The sequence below is a fragment of the Aeromonas schubertii genome (assembly GCF_000820105.1).
GTDB classification, from domain to species: domain Bacteria; phylum Pseudomonadota; class Gammaproteobacteria; order Enterobacterales; family Aeromonadaceae; genus Aeromonas; species Aeromonas schubertii.
In genome coordinates, this window is record NZ_CDDB01000064.1 from 17651 (window position 1) to 42696 (window position 25046).

Genomic DNA, 25046 nt, shown 5'->3' on the forward strand with positions numbered 1-25046 from the left:
AAGGTGTTCTCTGTTGGAGCCGATAAGCCCATGATGGCGATCAATCGTAGTCTAATAACAACGGCTTGGGACAAGTACCCCCTCTCGCCACTGCAAGAAGGATAGCCGGTCAGCCGGCCAGTTTCCCCACCGGGGGAGAGGTGGCCAGCGTGCAGTTATTCACAAAAAAGACAATTGGATTGCCGCCAGCCCCTGTGGTCGAGGTATTATCGAACCGGGTCCGTATGGGTATTTTATGTCGCGCTATCGTCTCCTGCTGTTACTCTCTCTCGCGCTCTTGTCACGCCCAGGTCACGGGCAGCCACTTCGCATGGTCGTTCACGATTTCGCCCCCTTTACCTTTGCCGATGAGTCGGGCAGGGCACAGGGGGCATTGGTGGAGCTGGTGCAAGAGGCCTGCCGCCGTCGGGCCGAGGGGTGTGAGATCCTCTACCGCCCCAGTCGCCGGGCCAGGCTGATGCTCGAGCGCGGGTGGGTCGATGCCATGTTTCCCCTCGGGGTGACACCGGAGCGGCTGCAGAAACTGGACTTCTCGACACCCATCGCCTCCACCTCTTACGGTTTTTACGGGGTCGCCGACTCACCTCTCGAGCGTCTCACGGCACAATCGCTCTCGGGTATGAAGGTGGGCACCTTCGGCCCCTCCTTTACCCAGTATCTGCTCGAGCAGATCAACCGGGAGGTGGTGGAGGGAACCGGCGTCGGCATGACGATAGACGTGCAGCCCAACGCCGATGCAAAGGGGTTGGCCAAGCTGGTCTATCGTCGCTATCCCCTCTATTTCAGCAATATTCACTCCGCCGATTATCATCTGCGCCGAAGCGGGCTCACCGGTGTGCGTCAGCTCGGTGGCCTGGATCTGAAGGTCGAATACCGTATCGGTTTTGCCAGGGAGCGGGTCTCCACCGATGAGGTGACCCGCTTCAATGGCATACTCCATCAGCTGGAGCAGGAGGGCGTCGCAAGCCGGATCCGGGCCAAATGGCAGCTCGCGGCCCCCGATTTGGCTGCCCCCCTGGCTCCCCCCGGAGTCGATAAACTGCTGCGGGACGGGCGCTCCTGATCACTCCCCTTTGGCGATCCCCTCCCGACGCGGATCAGCGGCGCCAAACCAACCGGCACCATTGCGCTGCACCCCCTGCAGCCCCGAGGTCTGCTCCCCGAGTATCACCTCGTGCCCCCTGGCCTTGAGCTCCTCCACCACCTCGGGCGGGGTGCGTCCCTGCTCGAGCTCGGTGGGGCCATTGCGACTGCCGAAGTTGGGCAGATCGATGGCCTGTTGCAGGGTCAGGCCCCAGTCCAGGGTGCCGAGCAGGGTCTTGCCCACGTAGTTGATGATGGCCGACCCACCCGGGGAGCCGAGGGTCATCTCCAGCTCGCCACTTTGCTTGTCAAACACCAGCAGGGGCGACATGGAGGAGCGTGGCCGCTTGCCCGGCTCGACCCGGTTGGCAACTGGCAGGCCGGCCGCATCGACCGAGGTGAAGGAGAAATCGGTGAGCTGGTTGTTGAGCAGGTAGCCGTTGACCATCAGGCGCGAGCCGAAGCCGTCCTCGATGGAGCTGGTCATGGAGATGGCCATGCCGCTTGGGTCGACGATAGAGACGTGGCTGGTGGAGGGGAGCTCGGGAGTGGCATCCCGTCCTCGCGCCAGGGACCGGGGTGGCGTGCCGGGGGCGGCGCTGCCCATGCTGCGCGGCCCGATGAGGCGGGCACGCTCGGCCAGATAGCCCTTGTCGAGCAGGCCGGCCACCGGCACCGCCACCTTGTCGGCGTCGGCCACGTAGCGGTTGCGGTCGGCAAAGGCGAGACGGGCCGCCTCGCTGTAGAGGTGGATGGCCTCGGCCGAGGCGGCCTGGCGCCCGTCAGCGCCTTTCACCGGCGCCAGCGCGCTCATGTCGCGCCCCTCCAGCATGCCGAAGATCTGGCCGAGCGCCAGGGTGCCTGACGAAGGGGTGGGGAAGCCGCAGATCCTGTGTGCCCGGTAGTCAAAGCAGAGGCCATCGCGCACCTTGGCGCGGTAATCGGTGAGATCGGTCAAGGTCAGCAGCCCGGGGTTGCTCGGGTGGCTCTGCACCTTGGCCACCATGGCCTCGGCAAGGGGCCCCTGATAGAAGGCGTCCGCTCCCTGTTCGGCCAGGGTGCGCAGCACCTTGGCCAGGGCCGGGTTGGTCAGGCGGGTGCCGACCGCCTTGGGACGCCCGTCCGGCAGGTAGAAGTAGGCACGGGCGTCGGCATCCCTGGCCAGATAGGGCTCCTTGGCGAGCAGGGCGGCCAGCCGCGGGCTGATGGCAAAGCCCTGCTCGGCGAGCGTGATGGCCGGGGCGAAGAGATCCCGCCAGGGCAGCTTGCCGTAGCGCTGGTGGGCCAGGGCCAGGGCACGCACCGTGCCGGGCGCCCCCACCGAGCGGCCACCCACCACCCCGTCGTAGAAGTCCATCGGCTTGCCCTCTTTCATAAAGAGCTGGTCGGTGGCCGCCGCCGGCGCCGTCTCGCGTCCGTCCACCGCACTCACCTGCCGGCCGTCCCACACCAGCAGCAGGGTGCCGCCGCCGATGCCGGAGGATTGGGGCTCGACCAGGGTCAGTACCAGTTGCACCGCGATGGCGGCGTCCACCGCAGAGCCGCCGGCCCGGATCACCTGGTAGCCGGCGTCTACCGCCAGGGGGTTGGCGGCGGCCACCATGAAGTCGTGACCCTGCCAGCCCGGCTTGTCGGTCCAGCCACTCGATGCTTCGGGGGCGATCAGGGTCTGGGGAGGGGGCGCATAGTGAAAGCCCTGCGAGTCGGCGCAACCGGCCAGCAGGGCGAGGGTCAGGGAGAGGGCGAGGGGCTTAAAGAGCATGGTGACGGCTCCGTGTCGGTCGTGGATGAATTCCCGACACTGTCACAATCGAAGCCTTTCTTCAAGTTTTCCTTATGACTCAATTAGTTATGTTTTTGTCCATGAGTCTGCCAGCGATCGATAAGCGTGAACACCAGGGGATTTACCATGATGGAGAGGCTGGCGCCCATCAGTACCAGGTCGCGCGCCTCCCCGGGCACCAGATTCAGCGCCACCCCGAGCCCCATCAGGATAAAGGAGAACTCCCCTACCTGAGCCAGACTCGCCGAGATGGTGAGTGCCGTCTGTTGGTTGTGGCCAAACAGGCGCACGATGGAAAATGCCGCCAGTGACTTGCCAAACAGTATGATGAGGAGGGTGGCCAGCACCGCCAGCGGCTCGCGCAGCAGTATGGTCGGGTCGAGCAGCATGCCCACCGAGACGAAGAAGAGCACGGCGAAGGCATCTTGCAGCGGCAAGGTCTCGCTGGCTGCCTTGTGGCTGAGATTGGAGCTGTTCATCACCACTCCGGCGAAGAAGGCGCCGAGGGCGAACGAAACCCCGAACAGCTTGACCGCACCGAAGGCGATGCCGAGCGAGCAGGAGAGCACCGCCAGGGTGAACAGCTCCCGTGAGCCGGTGGCGATGGTGCGCGTCAGCAGCCAGGGGATGAAGCGCCGCCCGCCGACGATCATCAGGGCGATAAAGGCGGCCACCTTGGCCAGGATCAGCCCCAGATCGGCCAGCACGCTGGTGAGGCGCAGCGTCTCGCCTCCGCGCTGCAGGTCGGCCAGGATTGGCAGCATCACCAGGGCCAGCACCATCACCAGATCCTCCACGATGAGCCAGCCGATGGCGATGCGCCCCTCGTGGGTGTCGATAAGGCCACGGCTCTCCAGGGCTCGCAGCAGCACCACTGTGCTGGCGGTGGAGAGGGCCAGGCCAAATACCAGACCCGGGATAAGGCCCCAGCCTTGCAGGTGGGCAAGCCCGAGTCCGAGCAGGGTGGCCAGGGCCATCTGGACCATGGCGCCCGGGATGGCGATGCGCCTGACCGACAGGAGGTCGCTTAAGGAAAAATGGAGTCCGACCCCGAACATCAACAGGATCACGCCAATCTCGGCGAGCTCGGGGGCAAGTTGCAGATCGGCCACATAGCCGGGGGTGAAGGGGCCGCTGATGACGCCGGCCGCCAGATAACCCACCATGGGGGAGATCTTCAGGTGGCTCGCCAGCATGCCGAGCAGGTAGGCCAGTACGAAGCCGCCCACCAGGGTCGTGATCAGGGGAAGGGAGTGGTCCATATCGTCACCTCGCTAATGGCAGTCAGGAGCTGCTGGTGCAGCCGTCAATAAGCAGGTTGGCGAAAGGAAAATTGCGGGGCATGCCTGGTTGCGCGGCATGATGCGTCAATCATCGTTTCGGCGGGACTATAAAGGTGCTAACCGGCGCCGGCAATGATTCTTTTGATGAAATTGTAAGTAATCTTTTCGGTCTTAAGGGGCTTATTTTTAAGTGTTGATTGATAAAAGTGTGCGGTTTGGTGACATTTTTAATTCAGAAGCGGAAAAAGAGAGGCCGCCCGTAGGCGGCCTCGCTGTCAGCGGCGTCAGAGGGATTGCTCCTCTCCCCCAAGCGCGGCCAGCAGGGCCGGGATAAACTGGGCCAGTTCGGCGGTGACCAGGGCAAAGTCGGCGTCGAGGCGGGCGGCCGGATCTTCGCTGGTGATGTCGTCGTTCTGCTCGCGCAGCTCTTCGCTGAACTTGAGACGCTTGATGGAGAGATCGTCCCCCAGCACGAAGCTCAGGCTCTCACCCCAGTTGAGGGCCAGCTTGGTCACCAGCTTGTCGTTGGCCAGGTGGTTCTTGATCTCGTCGGTCATCAGGTCCTGCTGCTTGCAGCGGATGATGCCGCCGTGCTCCATGGCGCTGCGCAGCTCTGCCTCATCCTCCAGGGCGAGGCTGGCGGGCAGGTTCCCCTCGGTGAGCCACTCGGTCATGGTGATCTCGGGCGGGTTCTTGAGGGCCACCGGCACGACCGGCAGAGTGCCGATGCTCTTGCGCAGCAGGGCCAGCAGATCGTCGGCCTTCTTGGCCGAGCCCGCGTCCACCACCATCAGGTTGTCGGCGGGGTTGATCCAGGCGAAGGTCTGACTGGTGCGACTGAAGGCGCGCGGCAGCAGGGTGTGGAGGATCTCCTCCTTGAGCGCTTCCTTCTCTTTCTTCTTCAGGGCGCGCCCCTGCTCATGCTCTATCTCCTCTACCTTCTCGGCCAGCATCTCTTTTACGACCGACCCGGGCAGCATCTTCTCTTCCTTGCGGGCGCAGATAAGGATCTGGCCAGAGGCGCTGTGGGCCAGGGTGGCGCCGAACTTACCGAGGGGTTTGACCCAGCCGAATCGGGAGAGATCCTGACTGCCGCAGGGGGTGAAGAGGCAGCTCTCGAGCTGGGTCTCCAACTGCTCCACGGTCAGCTCGAAGGGGCGGGTAAAACGGTAGATCTGCAGGTTCTTGAACCACATGGCGTCGTCGGTCTCCTCATTGGTCAGGGCGGCATTGTACTGCAAAGCGGGATGTGATCAGACTGGAACTTTAGAGAAAAAAGGTGGAGCCAGCTCACAGGAGAGGTTTTTCGTTTGGAACAGCCACTTCAATCCCCCCTAGACTGCTCATTGAGTGAACCGTCAGGAGTCGAACCGATGATCAGACCCGCACAGGCACAGGACATGGACGCCGTACTGGAGATCTGGCTGCTTGCCTCGCTCCAGGCCCACGACTTTGTCGATGCCTCCAGCTGGTGGCGGGTACAGGAGGAGCTGCGTATCCGTTATCTCGACAAGGCCGAGATCTGGGTCTGCGACGAGCGGGGCGATCTGCTCGGCTTTATGGCCTTGGTGGATGATTATCTGGCGGCCCTGTTTGTGCGCCCGGACCGTCAGGGACGCGGCGTCGGTCACGCCTTGCTGGCCAGGGCCAAGGCCTTGTTGCCGCAGCTGAGGGCCAAAGTCTATGCCGAGAATGACGAGGCCCTGCGGTTTTATCGTCACCACGGTTTTCGTATCCAGGGGGAGGAGACGGACCCCCTGACCGGGCACCATCTCTATCTCATTGAGTTTGTTGGCAAGCACACCCAGCGTAGCCGGGAGCCGCAGGCTTGATTCCCCCCTTTTCAGCCCCCATCTGAGGGGGAGTCTCCCCTATCTTGCAGAGTTGTCATGAAGATCCTCCATACGGCGGACTGGCATCTGGGGCACCAGCTCCATGGCCACGATCGCCACGCCGAACATCAGGCTTTTCTCGACTGGCTCGCCGCCACCATCGACGAGCGTCGCCCCGACGCCCTGCTGGTGGCGGGCGATCTGTTTGATACCGCCAACCCGCCCGCCAGCGCCTGGCAGCAGCTCTACCGCTTCCTGGCCCGGCTGCGGGCCGCCCATCCGGCCCTCAACCTGGTGCTCATCGGTGGCAATCACGACTCCCCCTCCAAGCTGGACGCACCCCACGAGCTGCTGCGCGCCTTCGACCTGCACCTGGTCGGCAGCATCAGCCGGGACGCCGAGGGGGAGCTCGAGCTCGAGCGTCTGCTGGTGCCGCTGACCGGGCTGGACGGGGCCGTGCAGGCCTGGTGTGCCGCAGTGCCGTTTCTGCGCAGCAGCGATCTGCGCACCCGGGATCTCGCCGACGGGGAAGACAGATTGATAGAGGGGGTGCGTGAGGTCTATCGCCAGGTGCTCCATGAGGGGCGCCGACGGGCAGGCGATCTTCCCCTTATCGCCATGGGCCACGCCTATCTGGCGCGCGGCCAGCTCTCCGAGCTCTCCGAGCGCAAGGTGCTCGGCGGCAACCAGCATGCCCTGCCAGGCGATCTGTTCGATGGCGCCGACTACACGGCCCTGGGCCACCTGCACCTGGCCCAGCAGATCGGCGAGCGAGTTCACTACAGCGGCTCGCCACTGCCCCTGTCGCTCTCCGAGGCCGACTACCGCCACCAGGTGCTGGAGGTGACCCTGAACGGGCGCGAGGTGAGCGTGACGCGTCTCATGGTACCGCGTACCGCCCCCATGATCCGGCTGCCGGAACAGGATCTCGAGGGGGCCCTGGCGGCCATCATGGCCCTCGATCTGCCCGAGGTGGAGGCCGGCGCCCGCCCCTACCTCGAGGTGCGCCTGCTGCTGCCAAAGCCTGAGGCCCGCATCCGCGAGCGCATTCTCTCGGCCCTGGCGGGCAAGCCGCTGCGCCTGGCCCGTATCACGACCCGCTATCAGGGGGCGGGGGCAGGGCTGGCCGATGGCCCGCAGCGACGCAGGCTCGATGAGCTCTCTCCTACCGAGGTGTTTCGGCTCTGTTATCAGCGCCAGTTCGAGGGGGAACCCGAGGCGTCACTCGTCGCCTCGTTCGAAGAGATCCTGGAGCAGGTCAAGGAGTCCGGCGTATGAAAATCTTGTCACTGTCAGGGGAAAATCTGGCCAGCCTGACCGGCGCCTTCACCCTCGACTTTACCCGCGGGGCCCTCGGTGCTGCGGGCCTGTTCGCCATTACCGGCAATACCGGCGCCGGCAAGAGCACCTTGCTCGATGCCATCTGTCTGGCCCTCTACGACGAGATGCCGCGCTTTATCGCCAATCGCAAGAATGTCGAGAAAATTGGCCGCGCCCATGAAGATGAAAGAGACAAGTTAACGGCCAATGATGTCAAAAATATCCTCAGCCGTGGCCATGCCAGCGGCTTTGCCGAGGTGCGCTTTCGCGGCTGTGACGGTCGCACCTGGCTGGCCCGCTGGGCGGTGCGCCGGGCCCGCAATCGTGCCGAAGGGCGCTTTCAGGCGCAAGAGCGCTCCCTGACCGACGTCGAGTCCGGTCAGGTCTTCTCGGGCAGCAAGCGGGAGTTGCAGGAGCGCATCGACGAGCTGGTGGGCCTCTCCTGGGAGCAGTTTCGCCGCGCCGTCATATTGCCCCAGGGGGAATTTGCCGCCTTCCTCAAGTCCGATGCCAATGAGCGATCCGCCCTGCTCGAGCGGATGACAGGCACCGAGCTCTACTCCGCCATCTCTATGCAGACCTACGAGCGGGCGCGGGAGGAGCAGCAGAAACTGGCTGTGATTAACCAGCGCCTCGGTGATGTGGTGCTGATGGATGAGGAGAGCCGCAGGCAGTGGGTGAGCCAGCAGGTGAGCCTCACCACCGCCCTCAGGCACGAGCAGCAGCAACAGCAACTGATGCAGGAGCTCTGCGATCTCCATCGCCGCATCGCCGACCAGCAGCAGGGTTGCAGCGAGGGGGAAGTGGCGCTGGAGCAGGCCCTGCAGGCTCACGGGGCCGCCGCCGCCGAGCGTGAGGAGTTCGCTCGTGCCGAACAGGCCCAGGTAGCCCGTGCCGACCACGACGAGTTGGCCCGCCTCACCCTCGAGGTGCAGCAGCAGGAGAAGCAGATTGCCGAACTGGGCCCCGAGCTTGCCCGACTCGAAGAGCAGGCCCGCCAGAGCGCGTTGACCGAACAGCAACTGCTGGCCGAGAAAGTGGCCGCCGAGCGCGAATGGGGCGCCCTGCAGCCCGAGCTCAAGCGGGCGCAGGAGCTCGATACCCGTATTCTGGAAAAGCAGCAGCAGTTGCAGAAGGTTCGGCAGGAGGGGGCGCAGGAGCGGGAGGTTCAGCTCGCCCTCGAACAGGAGTGGCGCGTACAGAGCCAGCAGGTAGCGCAGCTCAAGGAGCAGCACCGGCAGTGGAGCCTCTGGCTTGAGGAGAACAGGGCGCTGGCTCCGGTCGCCCGCCAGTGGCAACCCTTGCTGACCGCCATGCAGGATTGGGCCGGGGATGCCGGCGCCTTGCAGCAACTGCTTACCCTGCGGGATCACAAGCTGAGCGCCCTGCAGCAGTTGCAACGCCAGCTGGAGCAGGGCCAGCAGGAGCGGGAGTATTGGCAGCGCGAGCAGGCGCGGTTACAGCAGCAGGGGAGCGAGCTGGAGCAGCAGCAGTGGGAGAGTCGCCTTGCCAGGGCGCAGGAGCAGTGGCAACAGCAGAGCGAACAGCTGGGCCAACTGCGTCAGCTGCTGGAGTTGGCCGACTATGCCCGCAGCCACGCCGAGCAGCACGCCCGGTTACAGCGGGAGCTGGCAGAGCTGGAGCTGGCCCTTGGCAAGCTGGCCACCCTGGGGGAGGAGCTGGCGCCGGCCCTTGAACGCCTCGCCTTGCAGCGGGATGAGGCGCGTCACGCCCTGGAGCAATCTCGCGCCATCGCCAGTTTTGAGCAACATCGCCATATGCTCGGCGATGGGGAGCCCTGCCCGCTGTGCGGCGCGAAAGAGCACCCCTACCGCCAGAGCCAGCCGCAGGTGGCCGGCATTCTGGGTCAGTTGGCACTGCGGGCTCAGGGTCTCGAACGGGAGTGGGAGCACCTCAACCATCAATACATTCAGTGTCAGAGCGAGCGTCAGGAGCTGGAGCGCCAGCGCCTGGCTCGTCAGCAGCACCTGCCCGAGCTGGAGGCGCGGGCCGAGCAGCTGATCCTGCGCTGGCAGCAGTTGGGGGGAGAGGCCCTGCAGGGCCATCCGTTGCCGCTATACCAGAGTCCCGCCGAGTGGCAGGGAGTGATCCATCGTCTGCTCGGCCATGGGCAAGCCCTGGAGCAGGGGCTGGCCCAGAGCCAGCAGCAACTGCGGGAAGCCCGGCTCGGTCAGCAGCAGCTTCAGGCTGTGCGTCAGCAACTGGGCCAGTTGACAGAGCAGCACCAGCAGTTCGACCGGCACTGGCAGGAGGCCGATCGCCAGCGCATTACCCTGGAAGGGGAGCTCAAGGGGATGGGGGAGCAGGAGAGCACCCTGCGTCAGCGTCTCGAGCAGGGGGGGCTGCGCCTCGACGAGCAGATGGGGGGGCTGCCCTGGCGCCAGTGGCTCGGCAGCCAGCAGTGGCATGAGTGGCAGCAATCCTGTGAGGCCTGGCTGCACGGCCAGGGCGAGTGGGAGCGGCTGGCCGGCGAGATAGCCAGCCTCACCCCGGCCCTGAGTGCTCAGGAGGCGCGTCTGCAGAGTCAGCGTGAGCGGTTGCACAGGCTAGAGCGCGATGACAAGGAGCACGAGCAGCAGTGTCAGGGGCTGCTCACCAGTCGCGCCGCCTGTCTGGGGGGGGAGGCGATAGCCCTGGTGGAGCGTCGCTGGCAGGCGCGTCTGCAACAGATCGGCCGCGAGCTGGAGGCGATACAAGGCAGTGCGCGCGCCCTCGGCGAACGCCAGACCGAGCTCAAGACTCGCCTCGCCCATCTGGAGCAGGAGAAACAGGTGAGCAGTCGGCGCAAACGCGAGGTGTTGGGACGCTGGGCCGCTCACGCCACCACCCTCGGCATCGCCGAATACGATCTGCGTCGTCTGCTGGCCATCACCCCCGATGAGCTCAAGTCGCGCCGCGCCGCCTTGCAGGGGTTGGAGGACGCCGTGGGCGAGGCCCGTACCCGTCTCGCCGAGCGGCAACGGACCCTGGCGCTGGAGCTGAGCAAGCAAGATCGTTATCGGGAGCATCACCCGGAGTTGGCGGCCCTGTCGCAGGAGGCGCTGGTGCAGCGTCTGGCGATGCAGGAGGCCCGTTGCCGCGAGCTCGACGAGCAGCTGTTTGCGTGCAAGAGCGCCCTGGCCCAGGCCGAAGCGGCCGCCCTCAAGGCGGGCAGCCTGCAACAGGAGCAGGCCACCCAGCAGGCGGTGGCCGATCACTGGCAGCAGCTGTGCGATCTCATCGGACAGGCCAACGGCGCCAAGTTGCGCACCTTTGCCCAGAGCCTCACCCTGGAGCGGCTGCTGCTCGAGGCCAACGCCCAGCTGGGCGAGCTGTCACCGCGCTACCGGCTGGAGCGGGTACCCGGTACCGATCTGGCGCTGCAGGTGGTGGATCTCGACATGGGGGACGAGGTGCGCTCGGTGGACTCCCTCTCCGGTGGTGAGAGCTTCCTGGTCTCCCTGGCGTTGGCGCTGGCCCTCTCGAGCCTGTCGTCGAAGCAGACCCAGGTGGAGTCGCTCTTCATCGACGAGGGGTTCGGCACCCTGGATCCTGACAGCCTGGATCTGGCCCTCTCCTGCCTCGACTCGCTGCAGGCGAGCGGACGGCAGATCGGGGTCATCTCCCACGTGCAGACCCTGGTCGAGCGCATCGGCGTGCAGGTGCGGGTCGAGGCCTTGGGGGGCGGGGAGAGCCGGGTGCTGATCCCGTGACACGGGCACCGCGTTGTGCTCACCTGAGCCCATTATTACAATCCGCGGGCCCCGATAGCCGGGGCCCTTTCTTTTAACCGTGTGATGCAAGGAGGCGTGATGAGAATTCGACGGGCGCAGCAGGGGGATGAGGCGGCCTTGACCCGCTTGCGGCTGGCCCTGTTTGTGGAAGAGGGGGATCTGGCGTCGGCAGGCGAGGATCCGGCGCTGACCCGTGTGCTGGCCGATTACTTCGCCCAGACCCTGGCGGATGGGGCCTGTCTGCACTGGGTGGCCGATGCCCAGGGGGAGGTGGTGGGGGCGGGCTCCCTGGCGCTTTTTTGCCGGCCCCCTTATCCGGGTAATCTGACCGGCCGTGAGGGCTACCTGCTCAACATGTTTGTGCTGCCCGCCTGGCGCCGCCGTGGGGTGGCCCGTGCTCTGGTCAGTGCGATTCAGGAGGAGGCCGCAGGGCTGGCCCTGGGCAAGGTGTGGCTGCACGCCAGCCCCATGGGAGAGCCCCTCTATCGGGCGCAGGGCTTTGCCGGCCACCCAGCCTATCTGGAGTGGCGCCCTCAAGTTCTCTCTTAAGCCGGTCGTTACCTCTTCACAGGCCGTCCACGGGGCGGCTGCACCGGGCGTGATGCGCCCGCCCTTTGCGCCCTTATTGGCGCCACCACAACAGGTTATCCACTCATGAAGTCAGCGGGTCGCGAGCGCCTGCTCACCCTCACCTGTCTGCTGTGGGGGTTGGCACTGCTTTGCTACATGCTGGGGTTGAGGCTCTACCTCATCCCCACGGGATGTGCCCTGGTGGCACTCATCGGATACGTGATAGAGAGATTCATTATGTTTGGTCGTGACAAACCCAAGGCCCCCGTCGCTGCGACAAGTGAGCCGGCGCAGACCGTATTGGCCGCAGAGGCCACCTTTACCGGCAACCTGCAGCTGCAGGGGCAACTTCTGGTCTTCGGGCGTCTGGTTGGCAATGTGACCATGACCGAGGGGCGGGTGAGGGTGATGCAGGGCGGGTGCATCGAGGGGGAGGTACACGCCCCCGAGGTAGAGCTGAACGGGGTGCTGGAGGGTACCTGCGAGGCAGCTTCGGTCGCCATCCTGGCCCATGGCCGACTGCAGGGGATCTGCCGGGGCGGCGCCCTCTCCATTCAGCCCGGCGGCGTCTTCCTCGGCCACTCCCTGGCGCTCGGTGAGACCCACTCCAATGTGACTCCCCTGGCCGGCGGCAAGGGGAAGGAGCCTAAGGAGAACAAGAAGAGCGAGCCCGCCCCCGAGGCCAAAGAGGCCTGATCACTGACGCAGGATGGCCGGGATCCGGCAGGCCTGCTCGCCCATGTGGCTGGCGACCCTGGTCGCCTCTTCGGTGACCCGGGACGACTGCTGGTGCAGCCGCTCCATCAGGTCGGCAAAGCGGGTCAGGTACTCTGACTGGGAGCGGGCATTGCCGGCCCCCTGACGGGCGATGGCGGCGGTGCTGCGCGCACTCTCTTGCATCGCCTGGGTGACCCCGAACAGGGTGCCTGCCTGGTGATGCTGTGCCCTGGCGTGGCGATCGATCTGCTCCATGGCGTCCGAGAGCCGGGTTCCGGCCCCCTGTAGCCGGTCGAGAATACCGACGATCTGCTCTAGCGAATGTTGGGTATCGGCCGAGAGGTGGCGCACCTCGTCGGCGACCACGGCAAATCCCTCTCCCTGTTTGCCGGCCCGCGCCGCCTCGATGGCGGCGTTGAGGGCCAGCAGGTTGGTCTGCTGGGCTATCTGACCTATCACCCCCACCATGGCCTCCACCTCGTTGAGGGAGAGGGTTACCCCCTTGATGGCACTGCGGCTCTCGTCGATGGCCCCCGTGGTGTTGCGACTCGCCTCAAGCATCGCCTGGACCACGCTCTCGCTCTCACGCATGGTGTGCTCATTGTGATGGGCGTGGTGTGCTATCTCGTCGGCCACCTGGCGCACCTCGGCCGTCAATTGATCGAGCTCTTTCATCATCGCTGCGCTCTCTTTGACGACATTCGCGGCATCCCGGGTGCGGTGACAGATCTGCTCAACATGGGTCACCATTTCGTTGAGATGAAGGGAGACGGTATCGAGCTGGCCGGCCTTGGTCTGACTGCTGCGCAGCCACTCTTCGATGAGGCGGTTATAGCTTTCGCCAATCTCGGCCAGCTCGTTGTCTTGACCCATGGGGGGAAGGGGCTCGGCCTGGCCGGTCTGCGCCAGTGCGGCGAAGGCCCGCTGCAGGCGCCTGAGCGGGCGCAATACCCAGCGATACTGAAAACCCCAGCCGAGCAGGGTAAAGATCACCAGGGCCGCGGCCATGGTCGCCATGGTCGAGCCCAGCTGCGACAAACCTTGCCGGCGGGCATCTTGCTGTGCCTTTGCCAGCTCATCGAGCCGCCCATAGAGCGAGGCCACATCCTGGCGGATCTGTTGGCGGGCCTGTTGCTGGCGAGCCAGCTGTCGGCTCGTCTCATCCAGCTCCTTGGGGTAGCGCCGCAGCAGGGAGGCGAGCTCATCCCTGGCCAGCTCACCCAGCTCGGCAGGGGGGGCCGGGGTGAGCAGGGGGAGCAGCGGCTCCTCTTTCTCTTCCAGATGGCCCAGCAGGGGAAGGGCCGCGAGCTGCCGGTACTGGCCCTGCATCAGCGCCAGGATCTGCTCCAGCGCCTTCTTGTTCCCCACCACTCCCTGGCTCTGATAGCTCTCCCTCTGGTGGATAAGCTCGACCAGGGTGGTGGCGAGGGCCTGCGCCTGGGCCTGATAGGCCAGGCGCGCCGGCTCCAGTGCCGGTTCGACCGGTCGTCCCGCATAGGCAAGCAGCTGGCGGATCTGCCCGGCTATCTCCTGCTCAGCGTGTTGCAGTAACAGGGCCGGGGTACCCGAGAGCTTGCCGGCGGCCAGGTAGTCACTCTTCATGCGCTGGCGCAAGGCCCCCAAGGCATCCATCAGCTCGGGTCGGTCAGGGGAGAGCTGCTCGATGGCGGCGTCGAGCAGGCGGATCGCCTGCTGCAGGCTCTCGCTGTTACCGCTTCCCAGATACTCCTGCAGCCTGGCAGGGAGTTGCTGACCGAGTCGCTGCTGCAGTCGCTGAAGGGTAAAGAGGGCCTGTTGATCGGCACTCAACTGTCGGGCTCCCTGCCAGAGCGTCAGAGTCACAGTGCCGGCCAGCAGCAACAGACAGAGGGAGAAGAGATGAGTGAAGCGGCCGATGCGCATGGTACGACTCCTCAGGGTGGAGGCCAGTCCAAACCGGATGGGCAGAGCCTAACGAGGGTTCGTGATGGAAAGATGACAGGGAGAACAGATTCAAATATGGGTTATTTGAGTCTCTATATTTTCCAATTTATTTATGCTCCGGCTGGAACTTTTTTGGTCGAATCGGCTCTTAATAATCAGCATTATTAATTCCCTCTTGGTGGATGTTTTTTAATCTGGAAAGCGCTTTCAATCATATTTTTATGGTGAAATGAGTTCTCTCACGCTTAATTTCAGGGGATTAATAATCAAGGATACCGCTTTCATGAGCAATAAAAGTGATGTGCGTCTCTGCTTTCTTGGTTTCATTAACCAATGGAAAACGCTTTCATTGGGTTTTGTTTCAATGAGATCTTGTTTGGCGCAATTTGTCGCCGTTTTGTGAATTGCTTCATGGTTTCCTTCGTTAACCGCTTCCTATAATCCGCTCGGTTATCACGCCACGCATTTTCGACATCGGCTGGCGGCGATAGTGAACCGGATTTTGGAACACACATCCACAACGGGAAATTAAGGAACTAAAACATGAAAGCAAAGTGGCTCCCGATTGCTGCAGCAGTGACCGCTGCCCTGGCCTCCGCCTCCGCCTCTGCCGTTGATTTCCACGGCTACTTCCGCTCCGGCGTCGGTGTTTCCGATAACGGCTCTATGCAAACTCAAGTTGATAAGAAGCGAGTCGGTCGTCTGGGTAACGAGGACGATACCTACGGCGAAGTCCAACTGGGTCAAGAGGTCTACAACAAGGAAGGTAAGTCCTTCTATGTAGACTCCATGTTTGCTATGCAATCCCATCAAAAGCGTGATTGGGAAGATGATGATCAAACCGGCGTCAACTTCGCCTTGAGACAGTTCAACGTTCAGGCCAAAAACCTGTTCGGTGGCAACGAGACCCTGTGGGCCGGTAAGCGCTACTATCAGCGTCACGATATCCATATCTCCGATACCTACTACTGGGATGTCTCCGGTGCCGGTGCCGGTATCGAGAACATTCAGGCCGGTCCTGGCAAGCTCTCCGTAGCTGTACTGCGTAATGACCCTTGGTCTGAGTATGATGCGCAGGAGGACAGCAAGACTCTGGACACCAATGTCTTTGACATTCGCTATGCCGGCATTCCGTTGTGGACCGACGCCTCTCTGGAGTTGGGTTATGACTTTGCCATGGCCAACCCGACTGACCAGCAGGACAAGCAATTCCCGAACATCAACGATGGTCACATGATCACCGCCGAGCTGACTCAGGGCATGCTGGGTGGCTTCAACAAGACTGTCGCTCAGTACTTCATCGATGGCCTGGCTGGTCAAGCAACCAGCTATGATGGTGGCTCCGGTAGCGGCCTGCAGGCTGCCTCCAAGAGCGGTGATGGCTTCCGCTTGATCAACTGGGGCGTGCTGCCGGTTGGTGACAAGGTAGAATTTGGCCACCAGATCGTCTACGGCAAGTCCAGCGATTTCTCTGCCTGGGGTACCGAGTATGATGATCGCGATACCTTCTCCGTTGTCGTGCGTCCCATGTACAAGTGGAACGACTACATGAAGACCATCGCCGAAGTAGGCTACTACAAGGAGCACGAGACTGTTAAGGGCAGTGCCGAGAAGTCTACCGATGGTGCCAAGTACACCCTGGCGCAAGCCTGGTCTGCGGGTTCCAGCTTCTGGGCTCGTCCGGAAATCCGTGTATTTGCCTCCTATGTACAGCAAGATGGCGCCTTCCGTGCCGATAGCAACGGAGTCAAGCAAGACGACGCCTGGAACTTTGGTGTTCAAGCCGAAGCCTGGTGGTAATCTGTTGCCAAGTTGACAACTCGCGCCCCCGCATGTCGGGGGCGTATCTTTTGACCGTATTGAAAGGGAAGTGCAATGACCTATACCAAGATTGCTCTGGCCATGGTGTGTGGATTGGCATTGGGGGGCTGCGCGACGCTGGAGAGCGCAGTGGCGCCCACCAAGGAGTACAAGGCGGTGCTCGATGGCCGGGAGCAGGCAATGAGTGCCCTGAGCCAGACCCAGCCTTGCTGCCGTGATCTTGCCTCCCTGCCCTACAAGGTGCTGGCGGTGGGCGACCAGATTGTCTCTATCGACAGCGCTTCTACGGCCTATCAATTTGAAGAGGGCAAGAGCTATTTTGCTGCCTTCCGCTTGCCAGCAAACAGTGGCGACCTGCGCATCACTGTGGAGGGTGTGATTGAGAAGAGCATGTTCAATCCGACCGTGTTGATGCTGGACTCTCGCTTCAAGGTGACCCGTAAGCTGGGTAAGGACCTCTTCAAGTACGAGCCGGCCAGGTTGCTTAAAGGCGACAGGGTGGAGGCCGTCTTCACCGTGGATCGCAGCTATGTGGGCAACCCCAATAACGAAACCTACATGGTTATCTACACCGATCCCAAGGGGTTGGATGAGACCACGACCATCATGAGTCAGGCCAAGTTGATGGCCAAGTCCTTGAGTGTGGTCGACTACGGGGTGAAAGATCCGGTGATCCCTCACTCCCCCTGGGGGGTGGTCAACCTCTCTGTTGAAGATTTGAGTGGCAACAAGACCGACAGCAATTACTACAAGCCGGTTTATCAGGAGGCCATCGATGCCAATGCTCCTGTGGTCAATGAGGCCCCCAACAAACTGGTGGTCCCCCTGGCAGCATCGACGTCCAAGCCTGCCATGCTAAGCGAGACCGAGGCCTTCTATCGCACTCAGATTGGCAATGCGGTCAAGGCTGGTGATATCGAGAAGGCGATGAAACTGGTGGATGAGGCCGAGCGAGCCGGTTCGACCAGTGCCAGACAGGCCTTTGTCGATGCGGTCAAACAGTCGCAAAAATAGGTACAGAGCCCTGAAAGACTCCCGCCAATGGCGGGAGTTTTTATTTTATTTGCCGCCGCCAAGTTACACTTGGTTACATTGTGAGATGTTGGGAGATTATTGGTTGTAAGGGGAATACAGTTGGTGACGGATATTAATATATATTTCTGCTAGGGTTATATTTGCGATATATCATCTTTTATTTGCCCCTCGGTTCTTTCCTTAAGCAATCTTGTGATCCTTGCTCCAAATTTGTTTTATTGCGGCTTATTGATACAGCATCTTGTTCGATGAGCAGTTATATTTACCCCGTCTAACAATAAACTCTCGGGTCGATTCGTTCTCTGCAATGTTTCAGGGATGGATGGTAGTGACTCGGTTTCGGTTGACCCTAATGGTAAATAATCCTCATCAGGAGCACACACAATGTTGAAAAATGCATTTTCCAACCTGCAAAAGGTCGGTAAATCGCTGATGCTGCCTGTGTCCGTTCTGCCGGTAGCAGGTATTCTGCTCGGTGTCGGCGCAGCCAAGTTCAGCTGGTTGCCAGCGATTGTCTCTCAAATCATGGAACAGGCCGGTGGTGCCGTCTTCGGCAACATGGCGCTGATCTTCGCTATCGGTGTGGCCCTGGGCTTCACCAACAACGACGGTGTTGCCGCCCTGGCCGCCACCGTTGGCTATGCCATCCTGACCAAGACCATCGGTGTGGTCGCCCCCATCGTCGCCGGCCTCGACCCGGCTGCTGCCGATTATGCCGCCATGGCCGACAAGGTCTCCAACGTGGGTGTGCTGGGCGGTATCGTAGCCGGTGGTATCGCCGCCTACATGTTCAACCGCTTCTACCGCATCCAGCTGCCCGAATACCTGGGCTTCTTCGCCGGTAAGCGCTTCGTGCCCATCATCACCGGTCTGGCCGTTATCGTGGCTGGCGTGGTCATGGCCTTCATTTGGCCGCCCATCGGCGCCATGATCCAGAGCTTCTCCCACTGGGCTGCCTATCAGAACCCGGCGCTGGCCTTCGGTATCTACGGTATCGTCGAGCGCGCCCTGATCCCCTTCGGCCTGCACCACATCTGGAACGTGCCCTTCTTCTTCGAAGCCGGCTCCTACACCAACGCAGCCGGTCAGGTGTTCAACGGCGAGATTGCCCGCTACATCGCCGGTGACCCCACTGCCGGTAACCTGGCCGGTGGTTACATGTTCAAGATGTACGGTCTGCCTGCTGCCGCTATCGCCATGTGGCACTCCGCCAAGCCGGAAAACCGTGCCAAGGTCGGTGGCATCATGATCTCCGCCGCCCTGACCTCTTTCCTGACCGGTATCACCGAGCCGATTGAGTTCGCCTTCCTGTTCGTGGCGCCGGTACTGTACGCCATTCACGCCCTGCTGGCCGGCTCTGCCTTCGTGGTGATGATCCTGCTGGGCATGAAGCACGGTACCACCTTCTCCCACGGTCTTATCGACTACATCGTGCTCTTCTCCCAGTCCACCAAGGGCTGGATGTTCCCGGTGATCGGTCTGTGCTACGCCGCTGCGTACTACACCATCTTCCGCGTCGCCATCAAGGCGCTGGATCTGAAGACGCCGGGTCGCGAAGACGCTACCGAGGAAGAGTCTGTGGGCGAGATGGCCGAGCACTACATGGCCGAGCAACTGGTGCTGGCCTTCGGTGGCAAGGAGAACATCGCCTCTCTGGATGCCTGCATCACCCGTCTGCGTGTCGGCGTGAAGGATGTGGCCAAGGTTGACCAGGCCGGCCTGAAGAAGCTGGGCGCCGCCGGTGTGGTGGTCGCTGGCTCCGGTGTCCAGGCCATCTTCGGCACCAAGTCCGATAACCTGAAGACCGACATGGACATGTGGATGAAGTCTCACTAATCCCGCTCCAGTCACACGAAGGGGGAGGCCATTGGCCTCCCCCTTTTTTGTCTTTGGATGCCCCTGCACACTCGGGGCATCCGGCGGGATTAGAGCTTCTCGAGATCCTGCTCTATCTCGCGGATCTTGTTTTGCACCACCTTCTCCAGGTGGCGCAGGTCCTTGAGGATCTTCTGCTTGATGTCGGCGTTGGCCGAGGTGGCGTGCGCTCCCTGGGTGATGATATCGAGCTCGTCCACCACGTATTTGAGATTGGCGTTGATCTCGGTGATGTCCTTGTACTCGTGGGTGCCGGAGTCGACCAGTATGGTCTTGCGCTGACGGGGGTACTTGAACTTGACGCTCTTGGCGAAGAATTCCCCTTTCTGCTTCTTGAAGTAGATCTTCAGGATGTCGTGCCCCGCCTCCTGGCGCAGGGTGTAGCTCTCTATGCTGTCGGGATCCTGGATCCCCAGGCTCTTGAGGTTTTCAAACTGCTCTTGCATTACGGCTCCTCGCATCAAAACAGACCTTTCCCGTCTATCTTAACCCAAGGCTTTCAGGCGGCCTGTGACCCCGCTTGGAAAAACAAAAGGGCGCCATAAGGCGCCCTTGTTTCATGTGCTCGTCTTACTCGTCGATGGAGCGCAGCAGGGCGTTGATCCCCACCTTGGCACGGGTCTTGGCGTCGACCTTCTTGACGATGACGGCGGCGTAGAGGCTGTATTTGCCGCACTTGGAGGGCAGGGAGCCGGAGACCACCACAGAGCCTGCCGGCACGCGGCCGTAATGGATCTCGCCGGTCTCGCGGTCATAGATGCGAGTGGACTGGCCGATGAAGACACCCATGGAGATGACGGAGCCCTCCTCCACGATCACCCCTTCCACCACCTCGGAGCGGGCGCCGATGAAGCAGTTGTCCTCGATGATGGTCGGGTTGGCCTGCAGCGGCTCGAGCACGCCGCCGATGCCGACGCCACCGGAGAGGTGAACGTTCTTGCCGATCTGGGCGCAGGAGCCCACGGTGGCCCAGGTGTCGACCATGGTGCCCTCATCGACGAAGGCGCCGATGTTGACGTAGGAGGGCATCAGCACGGTATTGGGCGCGATGAAGGAGCCCTTGCGCGCGGTGGCAGGCGGCACGACGCGCACGCCGGCGGCCTTGAAGTCGTCGCTGCTGTAGCCGGAGAACTTGAGGGGGACCTTGTCATAGTACTGGGCATCGTCGCCCTTGATGATGGCGTTGTCGTTGATGCGAAAATAGAGCAGCACGGCTTTTTTGAGCCACTGGTGCACCACCCACTCACCGGCGATCTTCTCGGCGACCCGCGCCTGGCCTTTGTCGAGCAGCTCGATGGCTTGCAGGATGGCGGCCTTGGTCTCGACATCGACGGTACCGGGGGTGATGGTGTCGCGGCGCTCGAAGGCGGCCTCGATAATCTGTTGCAACTCGGTCATGACGGTTCCCTTTCAAAAAATTCTGTTTGTTGTATCACACTTTTACCCTCGAGTTCAGCCATCTTGCTGGAGCGGTTTCTGCGTTTGCTCACGCCTGAGTCAACTGGGCCAATTGCTGCACCAGGCGAGCCTCCAGCAGCTGCTGTTGCTCGTTGTCGAGCGGCTCCCCCTCCAGGGTGGTGAGGCTGAAGAAGTCCTCGACCCGCTCGCCGATCGTGGTGATCTTGGCGGCGTGCAGGGCCAGTCCACACTGCTGGAACACGGCGCCGATGCGCGCCAGCAGGCCAGGGGCATCGAGGGCGATGAGCTCGACCAGGGTGTGGCGCACCTCCCCCTTGTGCGGCAGGAAAGTGACCCGGGTCGGCACGTCGAATTGACGATGGCGCCGCGATGGCGGCTTGCACCGCAGTACCAGCTTGCCCGGATGTTGCAGCGCCTTCTCCAGTGCCCCCTTGATGGTGGGGAGGCGGTTTGGACTGATGGGCTGGCCATTGGGCTCGAGCACGATAAAGGTATCGAGCACGAAGCCACTGCGCGAGCTCATGATCTGGGCGTCGTGGATGTTGAGGTTTTTCTGATCCAGGGTCGAGGCCACGGTGGCGAAGAGATTGGGCATGTCGTGGCAGTAGATGAAGATCTCGCTCCCCCCCCGGGTCGGGTGTTTGCCGACCAACACCAGGGGATGGTCACCCTCTTGCTCGAGAATATGGCGGGTGTGCCAGGCGATTTGCTCCGGGGTGTGGCGCAGGAAGTAGTCCGCCTTGAAGTCCCCCCACAGGGTGTTGATCGCCTCCTCGCTCATCTCGCGTTGGGCCAGTTGCTGCTTGGCCTGACGCTGGTTTTCGCGGATCTTGAGGCGCATGTCGGGCGGGTTCTCGAGCCCCAGGCGCAGGGCCTTCTGGGTGGCGAAGAAGAGCTCGCGCAGCAGGGTCCCCTTCCAGTCATTCCACAGGGTGTCGTTGGTGGCGCAGATGTCGGCCACCGTCAGGCAGCAGAGCAGCTCAAGGTGGAGCTCGTCGCGCACCTTCTGGGCAAAGTCGGTGATGACATCCGGATCGTAGATGTCCCGGCGCTGGGCGGTCACCGACATCAGCAGGTGGTGGCGCACCAGCCAGGCGACCAGCCGGCTCTCGTAACGATCGAAGCCGTGCAGCTGACAGAACTCGAGGGCATCGACGGCGCCAAGCTCCGAGTGATCCCCCTTGCGCCCCTTGGCGATATCGTGGAACAGGGCCGCCACGTAGAGCAGCTCGGGCTTGCGCAGCTGGTTGAACAGCTCATGGCAGAGGGGATGGCGCTTGCGACTCTCGGGATCGGCGAAGAAGTGAAAGTGCTTGAACAGGCGGTGGGTGTGCTCATCGACCGTGTAGGCGTGGAACATGTCGAACTGCATCTGACCGACGATGAGGTTCCACTGGGGCAGATAGGCCGCCAGGATGCCGTACTTGTGCATCAGGGTCAGCGGCAGGCCGATCCCCCCCGGATGGCGCAGCAGGAGCATGAACAGGCGCCGGCACTCGGGGATATCCTGCAGCCAGCAGCCGAGCCGGCGGCGCGCTTCGCGCAGCTGGCGCAGGGTGGCCGAGTGAATGCCGGTCACCTTGGGGTGCTGGGCTATCTGGTAGAAGAGGCGCAAGATGGCGGCCGGTTCACGGATGAAGAGATCCGGCTCGACCGCATCGATGAGGCGACCGCGCAGCTGAAACTCGTCACAGAGGCGGCGCACATCCATGGCACTGTTGCCGAGGATCGCCTCGTCAAACAGCTGCAACAGCATCTCGTTGAGCTCGGCCACCCGGCGCACCGTCTGGTAGAAGCGCTTCATCATCTGCTCGACCGGGCTGTTACCCTCGCCGGTGAACCCCAGCATCTGGGCCACGGTGCGCTGGCGATCGAACAGCAGGCGGTTATCCCCCTTGTTGATGGCCATGTGCAGGGCGAAACGCACCTTCCACAGGAAGTTCTGGCAATCCTGCAGCTCACGGTACTCGGCCTGGTTGAGAAAACCGTGGCTGGTCATCTCCATCAGGGTGGTGGCCCCGAAGTGGCGACGGGCGACCCAGGCCAGGGTCTGGATGTCGCGCATGCCGCCAGGGTTGCTCTTGATGTCGGGCTCCAGCTTGTAGGCGGTGCCCAGAAACTGCTGGTGGCGCTCCTGCTGCTCTTGACGCTTGGCCCGAAAGAAGGCCTCACTCGGCCAGAAATGGGCGGGAGCGGTGGCGTGTTTGAGCGCCTCGAAGCCGGGGAGGGAGCCCGTGATGTAGCGTGCCTCGATGAGGTTGGTGGCGATGGTGATATCCCGCCGCCCCTGCTCGACACACTCGGCGACGCTGCGCACCGCCTGCCCCACCTCGAGGCGCAGATCCCACAGGAAGGCGATGAAATCACCGATGCGCAGGCCCAGTACCTCGTCCGGCTCCTCTTCATAGAGCAGCAACAGATCGATGTCGGAGTGGGGGTGCAGCTCGCCCCGGCCATAGCCGCCGACGGCGATCAGGGTTAACCCTTGTACCCGGTCGAAACCAAATTGCTGCCAGAGGTCGATGAGCAACCCATCCATGAAGCGGGCGCGTTCGGTGACCAGGGTGATGATCTCTTCACCGGCCTCGAAGCGGGTCTGTTGCTGGCTCATGCAATGGGCCAGCCGCTCCCGGTAGTGATCGCGATCCAGCGGGGAGGGGAGAGAAAGGGCGTCCATGATGTTGCGTACTCGGTGCTGGGATAAAAAAACCGGCCACAGGGCCGGTTTTCGATGTTATCCGTGTTTGAAGACCCGGTCGAGGGCTTCCCCTTCACGCAGGGTCAGCACCTCGCAGCCATCTTCGGTGACCAGCAGGGTGTGCTCCCACTGGGCGGAGTCGCCACCGTCCTTGGTGGTGACGGTCCAGCCATCCTTGGGGTTGACCTTGCAGTGGTGCTTCTTGGTGTTGATCATCGGCTCTATGGTGAAACACATGCCGGGCTTGAGCTCCATCTTGCCGCCGTTGCGATAGTGCAGGATCTGCGGCTCTTCGTGGAAATCCTTGCCGATGCCGTGGCCGCAGTAGTCGCGTACCACCGAGAAGCCGGCCTGCTCGGCGATGGGTTGGATGATGGCGCCGATCTCGCTGATGCACATGCCAGGACGCACCTGACGAATGGCCGCATAGAGGCTCTCTTGCGCCGTCTTGCAGAGCTGGCGACGCAGAGGCGTGGTCTGGCCAATCACAAACATGGCGGAGGTGTCACCATGGTAACCGTCTTTAATGACGGTGATGTCGAGGTTGACGATGTCTCCCTCACGCAGCTTCTTGTGGTTGGGAATACCGTGGCATACCACCTCGTTGACCGAGGTGCAGATGGACTTGGGGAAGCCATGGTAGTTGAGGGGGGCGGCAATAGCCTGCTGCACGTTGACGATATGGTCGTGGCAGAGGGTGTTGAGCTCGTCGGTGGTGACCCCCGCCTTGACGTGGGGGGCGATCATCTCGAGCACCTCGGCGGCCAGGCGGCCGGCGATGCGCATCTTCTCAATCTCTTCGGGGGTCTTGATCTTGGCTGTCATGGCTTCTCTCTAGGCTGCCCCCGCAGGGGAAGCAATTGAAAATTGTATGCGTTTGCAAGCGGTTGGAAATTTTATCCGCATCCCCCCCCGACTTCCAGCGTGATTCTCATCACATCCTGGCGTGGCGGCTTTTTACCCCCTCCATACCATGCCAAGGTGGTGTTTTGCTCAGGGATATGGTATAAAGCGCGCCGAACTCGGGTCTCTTCCGGGTTCTTCACCTTAACTTAAACACCACACACACATCGACACCTGTGCCGGGGTGCCCCTTACGGGTCGGTCACATGGGATGTGTGGAGGCCTAACCCCAATACAGAGGTATAAAATGGCTAAAGTTTCCATGCGCGACATGCTGCAGGCTGGCGTTCACTTCGGTCACCAGACCCGTTACTGGAACCCCAAGATGAAATCCTACATCTTCGGTGCCCGTAACGGCGTTCACATCGTTAACCTCGAGAAGACTGTTCCGATGTTTGACGATGCCATGAACTTCCTGAGCTCCACCGCTGCCAAGAAAGGCAAGGTACTGTTCGTTGGTACCAAGCGTGCCGCCGCTGAAGCCGTTAAAGAAGCTGCTACCCGTTGCGACCAGTTCTATGTGAACCATCGCTGGCTGGGCGGTATGCTGACCAACTGGAAAACCGTTCGTCAGTCCATCAAGCGTCTGAAAGATCTGGAAACCCAGTCCCAGGACGGTACCTTCGACAAGCTGACCAAGAAAGAGGCGCTGATGCGTACTCGTGAAATGGAAAAGCTGGAGAAGAGCCTGGGTGGTATCAAAGATATGGGCGGCCTGCCGGACGTTCTGTTTGTGATCGATGCCGAGCACGAGCACATCGCCATCAAGGAAGCCAACAACCTGGGTATCCCGGTTATCTCCGTAGTTGATACCAACTCCAACCCGGACGGCGTAGACTACATCATCCCGGGTAACGACGACGCAATCCGTGCCGTACAGCTCTACCTGAACGCTGCCGCTGACACCGTTCTGGAAGCCCGCGAGCAGGACATCGTTGTTCAAGCCGAGCAAGATGGCTTCGTTGAAGCTGAGTAATTGATAAGGACTGTAAAGCCCTTATTAACCAAGCTGAACACATTGGTTGGCAGGGGCCCTTATGGCCCCTGTTT

Annotated in this window: 19 protein-coding genes; 11 read left to right on the plus strand and 8 right to left on the minus strand. The window is 62.1% G+C overall.

The features are described from left to right. Positions 1 to 310 precede the first annotated feature (310 nt). Positions 311 to 1063: a substrate-binding periplasmic protein gene (locus BN1133_RS12705; protein WP_050666889.1), complete on the plus strand. Its 753-nt coding sequence runs from the start codon at positions 311 to 313 to the stop codon at positions 1061 to 1063. On the opposite strand, the gene ggt is transcribed toward BN1133_RS12705, so the two are convergent. From ggt to rdgC, 3 genes are all read right to left on the minus strand, one after another. Next, positions 1064 to 2845, minus strand: coding sequence for a gamma-glutamyltransferase (ggt, locus tag BN1133_RS12710; RefSeq protein WP_050666890.1), 1782 nt, complete (start codon positions 2843 to 2845; stop codon positions 1064 to 1066). It lies immediately after the preceding gene. A gap of 83 nt (positions 2846 to 2928) precedes the next feature. Continuing rightward, the gene (locus BN1133_RS12715; RefSeq protein ID WP_082178005.1) at positions 2929 to 4128 is read right to left on the minus strand and encodes a cation:proton antiporter domain-containing protein; all 1200 of its coding nucleotides are present in this window, start codon (positions 4126 to 4128) and stop codon (positions 2929 to 2931) included. A gap of 305 nt (positions 4129 to 4433) precedes the next feature. Next, on the minus strand, positions 4434 to 5345 hold the full coding sequence (gene rdgC, locus BN1133_RS12720; protein WP_050666923.1) for a recombination-associated protein RdgC: 912 nt from the start codon (positions 5343 to 5345) through the stop codon (positions 4434 to 4436). A 177-nt stretch (positions 5346 to 5522) separates the two neighbouring features. Between rdgC and BN1133_RS12725 the strand changes: the two genes are divergently transcribed. The 5 genes from BN1133_RS12725 (at position 5523) to BN1133_RS12745 (ending at position 12301) form a co-directional block, all read left to right on the plus strand. After that, on the plus strand, positions 5523 to 5981 hold the full coding sequence (locus tag BN1133_RS12725) for a GNAT family N-acetyltransferase (RefSeq protein ID WP_050666891.1): 459 nt from the start codon (positions 5523 to 5525) through the stop codon (positions 5979 to 5981). A gap of 57 nt (positions 5982 to 6038) precedes the next feature. Continuing rightward, the gene (locus BN1133_RS12730) at positions 6039 to 7259 is read left to right on the plus strand and encodes an exonuclease SbcCD subunit D C-terminal domain-containing protein (protein ID WP_050666892.1); all 1221 of its coding nucleotides are present in this window, start codon (positions 6039 to 6041) and stop codon (positions 7257 to 7259) included. Continuing rightward, the gene (locus BN1133_RS12735; protein WP_050666893.1) at positions 7256 to 11014 is read left to right on the plus strand and encodes an AAA family ATPase; all 3759 of its coding nucleotides are present in this window, start codon (positions 7256 to 7258) and stop codon (positions 11012 to 11014) included. The genes BN1133_RS12730 and BN1133_RS12735 overlap by 4 nt, the downstream gene beginning before the upstream one ends. A 99-nt stretch (positions 11015 to 11113) precedes the next feature. Further along, positions 11114 to 11584, plus strand: coding sequence for a GNAT family N-acetyltransferase (locus BN1133_RS12740; RefSeq protein WP_050666894.1), 471 nt, complete (start codon positions 11114 to 11116; stop codon positions 11582 to 11584). A gap of 105 nt (positions 11585 to 11689) precedes the next feature. Further along, entirely contained in the window at positions 11690 to 12301 is a 612-nt protein-coding gene (locus tag BN1133_RS12745) for a bactofilin family protein (RefSeq protein ID WP_050666895.1), read from the plus strand. On the opposite strand, the gene BN1133_RS12750 is transcribed toward BN1133_RS12745, so the two are convergent. Beyond that, positions 12302 to 14224 carry a methyl-accepting chemotaxis protein gene (locus tag BN1133_RS12750; protein WP_050666896.1) on the minus strand — a complete coding sequence of 641 codons (1923 nt, stop codon included), beginning with the start codon at positions 14222 to 14224 and terminating at the stop codon, positions 12302 to 12304. Between BN1133_RS12750 and BN1133_RS20145 the strand changes: the two genes are divergently transcribed. The 4 genes from BN1133_RS20145 (at position 14201) to ptsG (ending at position 18937) form a co-directional block, all read left to right on the plus strand. Continuing rightward, positions 14201 to 14413: a hypothetical protein gene (locus BN1133_RS20145; protein ID WP_136613953.1), complete on the plus strand. Its 213-nt coding sequence runs from the start codon at positions 14201 to 14203 to the stop codon at positions 14411 to 14413. The genes BN1133_RS12750 and BN1133_RS20145 overlap by 24 nt on opposite strands. A 375-nt stretch (positions 14414 to 14788) precedes the next feature. Next, on the plus strand, positions 14789 to 16045 hold the full coding sequence (locus BN1133_RS12755) for a maltoporin (protein ID WP_050666897.1): 1257 nt from the start codon (positions 14789 to 14791) through the stop codon (positions 16043 to 16045). Positions 16046 to 16120: 75 nt separating this feature from the next. Beyond that, positions 16121 to 17080 (plus strand): MalM family protein, encoded by a 960-nt coding sequence (locus BN1133_RS12760; RefSeq protein WP_231686271.1) that lies wholly within the window; start codon positions 16121 to 16123, stop codon positions 17078 to 17080. A gap of 405 nt (positions 17081 to 17485) precedes the next feature. Then, a complete protein-coding gene (gene ptsG / locus BN1133_RS12765) occupies positions 17486 to 18937 on the plus strand; it encodes a PTS glucose transporter subunit IIBC (protein WP_050666898.1) in 1452 nt (483 codons plus the stop codon). An 89-nt stretch (positions 18938 to 19026) separates the two neighbouring features. Here ptsG and BN1133_RS12770 read toward each other — a convergent pair whose 3' ends face one another. The 4 genes from BN1133_RS12770 to map form a co-directional block, all read right to left on the minus strand. Beyond that, positions 19027 to 19422: a DUF3461 family protein gene (locus BN1133_RS12770; RefSeq protein ID WP_005351038.1), complete on the minus strand. Its 396-nt coding sequence runs from the start codon at positions 19420 to 19422 to the stop codon at positions 19027 to 19029. Between the two features lie 124 nt (positions 19423 to 19546). Continuing rightward, positions 19547 to 20374, minus strand: a complete 828-nt coding sequence (gene dapD / locus BN1133_RS12775; RefSeq protein WP_050666899.1) for a 2,3,4,5-tetrahydropyridine-2,6-dicarboxylate N-succinyltransferase — start codon at positions 20372 to 20374, stop codon at positions 19547 to 19549. 88 nt (positions 20375 to 20462) lie between these two features. Then, positions 20463 to 23072, minus strand: a complete 2610-nt coding sequence (glnD, locus tag BN1133_RS12780; protein ID WP_050666900.1) for a bifunctional uridylyltransferase/uridylyl-removing protein GlnD — start codon at positions 23070 to 23072, stop codon at positions 20463 to 20465. 57 nt (positions 23073 to 23129) lie between these two features. Beyond that, the gene (gene map / locus BN1133_RS12785) at positions 23130 to 23918 is read right to left on the minus strand and encodes a type I methionyl aminopeptidase (RefSeq protein ID WP_050666901.1); all 789 of its coding nucleotides are present in this window, start codon (positions 23916 to 23918) and stop codon (positions 23130 to 23132) included. Positions 23919 to 24243: 325 nt separating this feature from the next. Between map and rpsB the strand changes: the two genes are divergently transcribed. Continuing rightward, positions 24244 to 24972, plus strand: a complete 729-nt coding sequence (gene rpsB, locus BN1133_RS12790; protein WP_050666902.1) for a 30S ribosomal protein S2 — start codon at positions 24244 to 24246, stop codon at positions 24970 to 24972. Positions 24973 to 25046 lie beyond the last annotated feature (74 nt).